This window comes from Pseudomonas sp. BAY1663, from assembly GCF_000582595.1.
In the GTDB taxonomy this organism is placed as follows: Bacteria; Pseudomonadota; Gammaproteobacteria; order Pseudomonadales; family Pseudomonadaceae; genus Stutzerimonas; species Stutzerimonas stutzeri_AF.
The window spans coordinates 17,677-27,939 of record NZ_AZSV01000058.1 but is presented as its reverse complement, the minus strand read 5'-3'; the positions used below and the strand labels follow the sequence as shown (position 1 = coordinate 27,939).

General features: G+C 68.4%; 6 protein-coding genes and 2 pseudogenes. 5 read left to right on the top strand and 3 right to left on the bottom strand.

Annotation, left to right across the window (positions count from 1 at the left end; all coding sequences use genetic code 11):
* From BAY1663_RS15735 to rarD, 3 genes and pseudogenes are all read left to right on the top strand, one after another.
* The coding region (locus BAY1663_RS15735) for a methyl-accepting chemotaxis protein (RefSeq protein WP_037042517.1) at positions 1 to 437 on the top strand (437 nt) is incomplete at its 5' end.
* A gap of 127 nt (positions 438 to 564) precedes the next feature.
* Positions 565 to 4,664, top strand: a pseudogene (gene hrpA / locus BAY1663_RS15730) (ATP-dependent RNA helicase HrpA).
* 39 nt (positions 4,665 to 4,703) lie between these two features.
* Complete coding sequence (gene rarD, locus BAY1663_RS15725) at positions 4,704 to 5,591, top strand: EamA family transporter RarD (RefSeq protein ID WP_037042515.1); 888 nt, start codon at positions 4,704 to 4,706, stop codon at positions 5,589 to 5,591.
* A gap of 19 nt (positions 5,592 to 5,610) precedes the next feature.
* Here the strand turns inward: rarD and BAY1663_RS15720 are convergent, their stop codons facing one another.
* Positions 5,611 to 6,579, bottom strand: a complete 969-nt coding sequence (locus tag BAY1663_RS15720; protein WP_037042513.1) for a ribonuclease Z — start codon at positions 6,577 to 6,579, stop codon at positions 5,611 to 5,613.
* A 107-nt stretch (positions 6,580 to 6,686) separates the two neighbouring features.
* Between BAY1663_RS15720 and BAY1663_RS15715 the strand changes: the two genes are divergently transcribed.
* Positions 6,687 to 7,430, top strand: coding sequence for a Mut7-C RNAse domain-containing protein (locus tag BAY1663_RS15715; RefSeq protein WP_037042541.1), 744 nt, complete (start codon positions 6,687 to 6,689; stop codon positions 7,428 to 7,430).
* 7 nt (positions 7,431 to 7,437) lie between these two features.
* Here the strand turns inward: BAY1663_RS15715 and BAY1663_RS15710 are convergent, their stop codons facing one another.
* Together BAY1663_RS15710 and BAY1663_RS15705 are read right to left on the bottom strand one after the other, a co-directional pair.
* Positions 7,438 to 7,860, bottom strand: a complete 423-nt coding sequence (locus tag BAY1663_RS15710) for a VOC family protein (protein WP_037042511.1) — start codon at positions 7,858 to 7,860, stop codon at positions 7,438 to 7,440.
* A 267-nt stretch (positions 7,861 to 8,127) separates the two neighbouring features.
* A pseudogene (locus BAY1663_RS15705) lies at positions 8,128 to 8,681 on the bottom strand (hypothetical protein).
* Between the two features lie 203 nt (positions 8,682 to 8,884).
* Between BAY1663_RS15705 and BAY1663_RS15700 the strand changes: the two are divergent.
* Positions 8,885 to 10,252 carry a GntP family permease gene (locus tag BAY1663_RS15700; RefSeq protein WP_037042539.1) on the top strand — a complete coding sequence of 456 codons (1,368 nt, stop codon included), beginning with the start codon at positions 8,885 to 8,887 and terminating at the stop codon, positions 10,250 to 10,252.
* The last annotated feature ends 11 nt before the right edge of the window (positions 10,253 to 10,263 follow it).

Genomic DNA, 10,263 nt, shown 5'->3' with positions numbered 1-10,263 from the left:
CGCGTGCCGGCGAGGCGGGGCGCGGCTTCGCCGTGGTCGCCGACGAGGTCCGCGCGCTGGCCAGCCGCACCCAGCAGAGTACCGGCGAGATCCAGAGCATGATCGATCGCCTGCAAAGCGCCACCGCGAATACCGTCGAGACCATGCTGCGCGCCGGCGAGAAGGGTGAGAGCACCCGCGAGCAGGCCAACCAGGCCGGGGAGTCGCTGGATGCCATCTCCGCGCTGATCGGCACCATCAATTCGATGAACGCGCAGATCGCCGCCGCCGCCGAGGAGCAGACCGCGGTGGCCGAGGAGATCAACCGCAGCGTGCACCACATCGCCGATGCGGTGGACGGGGTGGCCAGCGACGCGGCGCAGGGCGCGCAGACCTCGCGGGAACTCAACGGCCTGGCCGAACGCCTGCAGAAGCTGGTCGGCCAATTCCGTATCTGATGTGCAGCGTTGCGGCGGCGGGCGCAACGCCCGCGCCGCCGCGTCCGGCGCATTGCGTCTCCCGCCTACGGCCAGCCGGGCAAATCTGCGACAATCGCGCTCTTCACGAATTTGCCCACGGCTGTCCATGACCGACGCAATGCCCGCTATCGACACCCTGCTGAAAAACCTCGACCAGGCTCTGTACGCCGATCGTCACCGCCTGCGCCGGCAGTTGCATGAGCTGCGCAAGAACCCCGACGAAGGCAAGCTCGGTCAGTGGCTGGAGCGTTTCCAGGCCTCGGCCGCCAAAGTCGAGGCGCGCCGGCGCAGCGTGCCCGTCGTCCGCTACGACGATGCCCTGCCGATTGCCGCCAAGCGCGACGAGATCAAGGCCGCGCTGGAAAAGCATCAGGTGCTGGTGATCGCCGGCGAGACCGGCTCGGGCAAGACCACCCAGCTGCCGAAGATCTGCCTGGAGATCGGCCGCGGCGTGCACGGCTGATCGGCCATACCCAGCCGCGGCGCCTGGCCGCGCGCAGCGTCGCCACCCGGGTCGCCGAGGAACTCGGCGCGCCACTCGGTGAACTGGTCGGCTATCAGGTGCGCTTCGAGGACCAGAGCACCGAGCGCACGCTGATCAAGCTGATGACCGACGGCATCCTGCTGGCCGAGACGCAGCACGATCGCTTCCTGGAAAAGTACGACACGCTCATCGTCGACGAAGCCCACGAACGTTCGCTGAACATCGACTTCCTGCTCGGCTTTCTCAAGACCCTGCTGCCGCGCCGGCCGGACCTGAAGGTGATCATCACCTCGGCGACCATCGACCTGGAGCGCTTCAGCAAACACTTCAATGGGGCCGGCCTTCCGGATGCACCGATCATCGAGGTCTCCGGGCGCACCTACCCGGTGGAGACCTGGTATCGCCCGCTGGCCGCCGAGACCGACGAGGACGGTAACCGCGTCGAGGACGACCTCACCGTCGACCAGGGCATCCTCGCCGCGCTGGACGAGATTGCCGCCCACGAGCGCAGCGTCGGAAAGCGCCCCGGCGACGTGCTGGTGTTCCTCCCCGGCGAGCGCGAGATCCGCGATGCCGCCGAGGTGCTGCGCAAGGCCAACCTGAAGTTCACCGAGGTGCTGCCGCTGTACGCACGGCTGACCCCGGCCGAGCAGCAGAAGATCTTCCAGCCGCGCCCGGGGCGCAAGATCGTGCTGGCCACCAACGTGGCGGAGACCTCGCTGACCGTGCCGGGCATCCGCTACGTGATCGATTCGGGCACCGCGCGCATCAGCCGCTACAGCTACCGCGCCAAGGTCCAGCGGCTGCCCATCGAGGCGGTGTCGCAGGCCAGCGCCAACCAGCGCAAGGGCCGCTGCGGGCGGGTCGAGCCGGGCATCTGCATTCGCCTGTACAGCGAGGAGGATTTCCTCGGCCGGCCGGAATTCACCGACCCGGAGATCCTGCGCACCAACCTCGCCGCGGTGATCCTGCAGATGCTGCATCTGCGCCTGGGCGACATCCAGGATTTCCCCTTCATCGAACCGCCGGACGGCAAGGCCATCAGCGACGGCTTCAACCTGCTGCAGGAGCTCTCGGCGGTCAACCGCGAGAACCAGCTGACGCCGCTGGGACGCCAGCTGGCGCGTCTGCCGATCGACCCGCGCCTGGGCCGCATGCTGCTCGAGGCCGCGCAGCAGGGCAGCCTGGCCGAGGTGCTGATCGTCGCCAGTGCGCTCTCGGTGCAGGACGTGCGCGAACGCCCGGACGACCGCCAGCAGGCCGCCGACCAGGCCCATGCGCAATGGAAGGACCCGGACTCGGACTTCGCCGCGCTGATCAACCTCTGGCGCGGCTTCGAGGAGCAGCGCCAGGAACTGGGCTCCAACGCGCTGCGTAGCTGGTGCCGGAAGAACTTCCTTAATTACCTGCGCCTGCGCGAATGGCGCGATGCCCATCGCCAGCTGACGCTGATCGCCCGCGAACTCAAGCTGGGCGCGGGCAAGGCGGTGGATGGCTCCGGCCATCCACCCTACGCAAAATCCGGCTCCCGTAGGGTGGAAGACGGCGAAGCCTCTTCCACGCGTTCGCCCGAGGCCGCCTCCCAACTCGCCCCAACCAAGGACACCAAGGTCAACGCCATCGTCCGCCAGCAGGTCGAAGCCAGCGAGGCCGCGCAGAAGGCCAAGGGCTATGCCGCGGTGCACAAGGCGATCCTCGCCGGCCTGCTCAGCCAGGTCGGCAACAAGACCGAGGAGGGCGATTTCCTCGGTGCGCGCCAGCGGCGTTTCTGGGTCCATCCCGGAAGTAGCATCGGGCGCAAGAAACCGAACTGGCTGATGGCGGCGGAACTGGTCGAGACCACCAAGCTGTTCGCGCGCATGGTCGCCAAGATCGAACCGGACTGGATCGAGCCGCTGGCCGGCCATCTGGTCAAGAAGAACCACTTCGAGCCGCACTGGGAGAAGAAGCGTGGCCAGGTGGTGGCCTACGAGCAGGTCACGCTCTACGGGCTGATCGTGGTCGGCCGCCGCCCGGTGCACTACGGGCCGATCGACCCGCCGGCGGCGCGCGAGCTGTTCATCCGCGAGGGCCTGGTGCGTGGCGAAATCAACAGCCGCGCCCAGGCGCTGACGGCCAACCGCGAGCTGCTCGAACGCATGGACGAGCTGGAGGCCAAGGCGCGGCGCCGCGACATCCTCGCCGACGAGGAAACCCTGTTCGGCTACTACGCCGCGCGCCTGCCGGCGGACATCTACCAGACCGCCAGCTTCGAGAACTGGTACAAGCGCGAGAGCCAGAAGAACCCGCAGCTCTTGATCATGCGCGAGGAGGACGTGCTCGCCCGCGAGGCCAGCGAGGTCACTGCCGCGCAGTACCCCGACCACCTGCGCATCGGTGAGCTGCAATTGCAGCTGGAATACCACTTCGAACCCAACCACCCGCGCGACGGCGTGACCCTGCGCGTGCCGGCGCCGCTGTTGCCGCAACTGCGCAGCGAACGCCTCGATTGGCTGGTGCCGGGCCTGCTGGAAACCAAGGCGGTGGCGCTGGTGCGCAACCTGCCGAAGGCGATCCGCAAGAACTTCGTGCCGGTGCCGGATTTCGTCCGGGCCGCGCTTGCGAAGATCGTCTTCGGCGAGGGCGCGTTGCCCGAGGCGCTGGGGCGCGAGCTGCTGCGCATGACCGGCGCACGCGTGTCGGAGGAGGCCTGGCGCGAGGCGGCCAGCCAGCTCGACGCGCACCTGAGGATGAATATCGAGGTGGTCGACGCCCGTGGCACGTTTCTCGGCGAAGGCCGCGACCTGGCCGAACTCACCGCACGCTTCGCCGAGGCCAGTCAGGCCGCGCTGGCGCCACCGCAGCGCAAGGCCGAGCAGAAACCGGTGGAAGCCAAGGGCTTCGCCCAGGTCGCGGAAAAGGCCCAGGCGAAAATGGCCGGGTTGTCGATGACCGTCTACCCGGCGCTGGTGGAAGAGGCCGGGGTGGTCAAGGAAGGGCGCTTCCCGACCCAGGCCGAGGCCGACTGGCAGCACCGTCGCGCCTTGCAGCGGCTGCTCCTGCAGCAGCTGGCCGAGCCAGCCAAGTACCTGCGCAGCAAGCTGCCGGGGCTGACCGAGCTGGGCCTGCTGCATCGAGAAATGGGCAAGGTCGATGCGCTGGTCGAGGACATCCTGCTGGCCAGCCTGGACAGCTGCATTCTCGATGGCGAGGCTGCGCTGCCGCGCGACGGCGCCGCGCTGGCGTCGCTGGCCGAGCGCAAGCGTGGCGACTGGACCGCGCATGCCGAGCGTCTGGCGCGCCTGGTGCTGGAAATCCTCAAGCACTGGCACGGCCTGCAGAAGCGCTTCAAGGGCAAGATCGACCTGGCCCAGGCGGTGGCGCTCAACGACATCAAGGCGCAGCTAGGCAATCTGGTCTATCCGGGCTTCGTCCGCGAGACGCCGGCCGAGTGGCTGAAGGAATACCCGCGCTACCTCAAGGCCATCGAGCAGCGCTTCGACAAGATCGGCGCACAGTTGCAGCGCGACCGCGTCTGGTCCGGCGAGCTGGGCGGCTACTGGGAGCAGTACCGGGCGCGGCTGGACAAGCACCGGCAGGAGGGCAAGCGCGACCCCGAGCTCACGCTGTACCGCTGGATGCTCGAGGAATACCGCGTGTCGCTGTGGGCGCAGCAACTGGGCACCCGCATGCCGGTATCGGACAAGCGCCTGAACAAGCAATGGGCCCAGGTCGAGCCCTGAGGGCAGGCCTGCGGCATGCGTGATACAAGGAAAAAACCGATGGGCAGCCGCAACGGCCTGCCGGGCGTGGCCAGCTCGCTCGGAGCGTCGGCGTTGTTCGCCGCGCTGTACTACTACACCACGCTGCTCGAGCCGCTGAACGGCCAGCAGGTCTATGGCTGGCGCATCCTGCTCACCGCGCCCTGCCTGGCCCTGCTGCTGCTCGGCCTCGGGCGTTGGGACGAGGTGCGCCAGATCGCGGCGCGCCTGCGGGGCGAGCCGCGCCTGTGGCTGGCGCTGCCGGTTTCCTCGGCGCTGGTCGGTGTACAGCTCTGGCTGTTCATGTGGGCGCCGATCAATGGCTACGGGCTGGATGTGTCGCTGGGCTATTTCCTGTTGCCGCTGAGCATGGTGCTGGCCGGGCGCCTGCTCTTCCGCGAGGCGGTCAGCCGCCTGCAGCGGCTGGCCTGCCTGTGTGCGCTGGTCGGGGTCGGCAACGAACTGCTGCTGGCCGCGTCGCTGTCCTGGCCGGCCCTGGTGGTCGCCCTCGGCTATCCCTGCTATTTCTCCCTGCGGCGCTGGATCGGCACGGCGAACCTCGGCGGGCTGTGGTTCGATCTGGTCATCAGCCTGCCGGTCGCCGCGGCGTTCGCGCTGGCCGATGGCGACACCCTGCGCCTGCTGGGCGAGCGGCCGCGGCTCTTGCTGCTCATCGCCGGGCTGGGCGCGCTCAGCGCGCTGGCGCTGGCGCTGATGATCGTCGCCGGCAAGCGCCTGGAGATGGCCCTGTTCGGCCTGCTCAGCTACGTCGAGCCGGTGCTGCTGGTGGTGGTGGCGATTCTCCTGGGCGAGAGCATCGCCCGCGACCAGTGGCTGACCTACGGTGCGATCTGGCTGGCGATCGTCGTGCTGGTCGTCGAGGGCCTCGGCGCGTTGCACAGAGCTTAGCCGACGAAACGACAACCGCTCAGCGTGTCGTCTCGACCGGCTGCAGTTCGCCGTCCTTGCCGAGGCGCAGGCGAAGGAAGTCGTGGGCCAGGTACAGCTTGCCGTCGAAGCGCGCCGCCGCTTCCGCGCGGATGTCCTCGATGGATAGACCGCGGTTCGGCGTCGGCTGGTAGCGGGCGCTGAAATGGGTCAGCACCAGGTTCGGCACCCCGGCCGAATGGGCAAAGGCCGCCACGGATGCGGCGGTGCTGTGGCCGAAGTCATTGCGTGCGTCGTCGGCGATGGCCTGGGTGTAGGTGGCTTCGTGGACCAGCACCTGGGCGCCCCGGCAGGCTTCGTCGAGCAGTTCGGGGCGATCGTTGTCGCCACCGACGACGATGCGCCGGGGTGTGCGGGTGAAGTTCAGGTAGTCGTCGCTGCGCAGCGTGCGGCCCTCGTGCTGCACATCGAAACCGCGCGCCAGCTGGCCCCACAGCGGGCCGCGGGGAACGCCGTCGCGATCGAGCCGGTCGATGTCCAGGCGCGGGTCGGGACGGGCCTCGGTGAAGGCGTAGCCGTAGCAGGGCACGCGATGGGAAAGGGCGCTGGCCTCGACCCTGACCTGGGGATTGCACCATTCGCCCAGGGTTTCGACGGCATGGAAGTCCAGTTCGTAACCCAGCCAGCTCTGGCTCATGCGCAGTGTCGCGCGCAGCCATGGCTCGATGCCGTTCGGGGCGACGATCGTCAGCGGCGCCTTGCGCCCCATCATGCCGGCGCTGGCGAGCAGGCCGGGCAGGCCGAAGCAGTGGTCGCCGTGCACATGGGTGATGAAGATCGCGCGCAGGTCATGCAGCGACAGCGGCGTGCGCAGCAGGCGGTGCTGGGTGCCCTCGCCGCAATCGATCAGGTACCAGCCCTTGCCGGTGTCCTCCAGCAGGGCCAGCCCGGTGACGTTGCGGGCCTTGGTGGGCGTACCGGAAGAGGTGCCGAGAAATAGCAGATCCACAGCCTGTGCTCCCGATGATTCGTGTCGTACCAGTATGCCGTGCGGCGGTGGCTGCGAGGTGACGGATCGCGCGGCAGATCGACCGCATGGCTGCCATAGTCATGGCCATGACCACCGCGACCTTCCGCTTCTACCAGCAACTCAACGCCTTCCTGCCCGCCGACCGCCGTGGGCGGGACATCACCTGCACCTGCGCCCGGGCGGCGACCACCAAGCACATGATCGAGGCGCTGGGCGTGCCGCATACCGAGGTCGCGCTGCTGCTGGTCAATGGCGAGCCGGCCGGCTTCGAGCGGCTGATCGCCGACGGCGACCGGATCGCGGTGTATCCCAAGTTCGCGTCGCTGGATATCGCTGAAGCGCGGCTGCCGCCAGATCGGCCGCCCGGCAGGCCGCGTTTCGTCGCCGACGCCCACCTCGGCGGGCTGGCGCGGCTATTGCGCATGGCCGGCTTCGACACGCTCTACGACAACGCCTTCGAGGACGGGCCGATGGCCGAACTGGCGCGTCGCGAGGAGCGCATCCTGCTCAGCCGGGATCGCGAACTGCTCAAGCAGCGCAACGTCGTCCATGGCTGCTTCGTGCATGCGCTCAAGCCGGCGGCGCAGTTGCGCGAGCTCTATGAGCGACTGGAACTGGCCGCCGATGCGCGGCCATTCAGCCTGTGCATGAACTGCAACGCCCCATTGCGCGAGGTGGCCCGGCAGGCGGTGTTCGAACGCCTGCCGCCGCGGGTGCGCGAGCGCTACCGGCGCTTCCTGATCTGCGAGCGCTGCCGGCAGCTCTACTGGGAGGGGTCGCACTGGCAGGCCATGAGCGCATTGCTGGCTGCGCTGGAACGGCCGCGCTGAAGCTGGCTCACGCCCGCTCGCAGTTGATCATCCAGGACACGCCGAAGCGGTCGGTGAGCATGCCGAAGCGTTCGGCCCAGAAGGTCTTTTCCATCGGCATGACCACCTGGCCGCCCTCGGCCAGCGCCGCGAACAGGCGTTCGCCTTCGGCCACGCTGTCCGGGCTGAGGGTGATCGAGCAGCCCTTGATGCCTTCGTAGGGACCGCCGCCACAGGTGTCGCCGGGCAGGGTGTCGGAGGCCATCAGCAGGTCGTCGCCCAGCTTCAGGCTGACGTGCATGATCCGTTCGCGGTGCTCGGCGGGAAACTGCTCGGCGTTCGGCGCCTGGGCGAAGGTCATCATCTCCAGCGTGCCGCCCAGCGCCTGCTGATAGAAGGTGAAGGCTTCGCGGGCCTGGCCGTCGAAGGTGAGGTAGGTGGAAATTTTCATGGGGGTCTCCGTGTCCGGGGGTGTCGAGGGTTTGCGCACGGGCGGACTGCCCGTTCTCTCGCACAGCACAGCCTAGTCGTGGTGCGGGGAATTTCCGTCGGTGCCGATCACTGGTCGAACGGACGGGCGGCGAATCGACAGGGGAGGCGTTTGTCTGCCGGAAGCGGGTGGGGCTGTCGCCGTTTCAACCTGAATGGCGAGGCGGACTGGAAGCGCTTGTGCGCCAGCCTGAAGGGACGCGTGGAAAAGGCTTCGCCGTTTTCCACCCTACTGCAGGCGGTAGCGCGCCAGTTCCCTGGGCGTCAGGAGGTGCATCCGCCAGGGTTCGAAGCGCTGCATGTCCTTCGCCAGGCTGGGGTGCATGCCCATGTCGCGGAAGTAGGCCTGCGGTGTTCGTCGCGGCTGCTGGCCACCTGACAGGGCCGAGTCGCCATTGGCCAGGTAGGGACGGTGCAGGGCGACATGGCCGCGTACCGTCCGTTGCCGACCGGCCGCCAGCAGGTAGACGCAACTGCCCTGGCACACGGCCGAGCGCGGTACCAGGGCTTCGAAACCGGTCTCGCGCAGCAGGTAGCCCATGCGCATGCCTCCGCGGCGCTGCCACCGATATTGTCGAGTATCAGCAGTTTGCGGGCGTAGCGGCCGGGATGGGCGGTGACGCCCTTGAGCAGTGCTTCGTAATCGCCCGGTGCGATCTGTTCGGTCACGCGGGCCACCAGCATCCGGCCATGGGTGGCGTGCTGCATCTCCAGGACGGCTACATCCGCCTGCGAAAGGCAGGCATGGAGCGCCAGGGCGCAGCAAATGACGAAACGGAGCATCGGGCGGTCGGTCCTGCGGGAAAGAGCTGGCGAAGATAACCGCAGCGCGGCGTTTCGCCTACTGTCATCGTGCCGGCGGCTGCGGCAGGCCGGGGGCAGCGTGGAAAAGCTGCACTATGCTCAACGCCGTGGGGCGAGCCGCGCGGCGGCGCTGGCCGCAGCCGACGCTCGCCCGGCGTCCGAACGATCACAAGGAGCCCATCATGGGGTTGGTCCTGATTCTGCTGGTCCTGATCGCCTTCATCGTGTTTTCCACGGTGCGCTGGAAGTTGCATCCCTTCCTGGCGCTGCTGGCGGCCGCGATTCTCGCCGGCTTCGCCTACCGGGTACCGGTCGGGGAGATTCTCACCACGGTCGCCTCCGGTTTCGGCGGCATCCTCGGTTACATCGGCATCGTCATCGCCCTGGGCACCATCATCGGCGTGATTCTCGAGCGCTCCGGCGCGGCGATCACCATGGCCGAGAGTGTGATCCGGTTGCTGGGCGAGCGCTTCCCGACGCTGACGCTGTCGATCATCGGCTATCTGGTGTCGATCCCGGTGTTCTGCGATTCCGGCTACGTCATCCTGAACTCGCTGAAGAACGCCCTGGCGGCACGGATGAAGGTTTCGGTGGTGGCCATGAGCGTGGCGCTGGCCACCGGCCTGTATGCCACCCATACCTTCGTTCCGCCGACCCCGGGGCCGATCGCCGCGGCCGGCAACCTGGGGCTGCAGGGTTCGCTGGGCCTGGTGATCGCCGTCGGTCTGGTGGTGTCGGCGCTGGCAGCGCTGGCCGGGCTGTTCTGGGCCAACCGCTTCCTCAAGCGCGACGACCACGAACTGCTGGACGAAGCTCCCAGCGAGCTGCTGGCCGAGGAGGTGGACTTCGACACCCTGCGGGCCCGCTACGGCATCCTGCCCAGCGCCTGGCAGGCCTTCGCGCCGATCTTCGTGCCGATCGCGCTGATCTGCATCGGCTCGGTCGCCGCGCTGCCCGGCCGGCCGCTGGGCGAGGGCGTGGCGTTCACGCTGCTGAGCTTCATCGGCCAGCCGGTCGCCGCCCTGCTGGTCGGGCTGGGGTTCGCCTGCACCCTGCTCAAGGGCGAGAACAAGCGCCAGCAATTCCACGACCAGGTGGCGGCGGGCATCGCCTCCGCGGCGCCGATCCTGCTCATCACCGGTGCCGGCGGCGCCTTCGGCGCCATGCTCAAGATCACCCCGCTGGGCGATTACCTGGGCCAGAGCCTGTCGGCGCTGGGAATCGGCCTGTTCATGCCGTTCCTGGTCTCCGCCGCGCTGAAGACCGCGCAGGGCTCGACCACCGTCGCGCTGGTGACCACTTCGGCGATGGTCGCGCCGCTGCTCGGCAGCCTGGGGCTGGACAGCGAGATGGGCCGGGTGTTGACGGTCATGGCCATCGGCGCGGGCGGCATGACGGTGTCCCACGCCAACGACAGCTTCTTCTGGGTGGTGTCGCAGTTCAGCCGGATGAAGGTCTCCACCGCCTACCGTGCGCAGACCATGGCGACCCTGATCCAGGGCGTGACGGGCATGGCCGTGGTCTGGCTGCTGGGGCTGGTGCTGCTCTGAGAGCCCGCGTC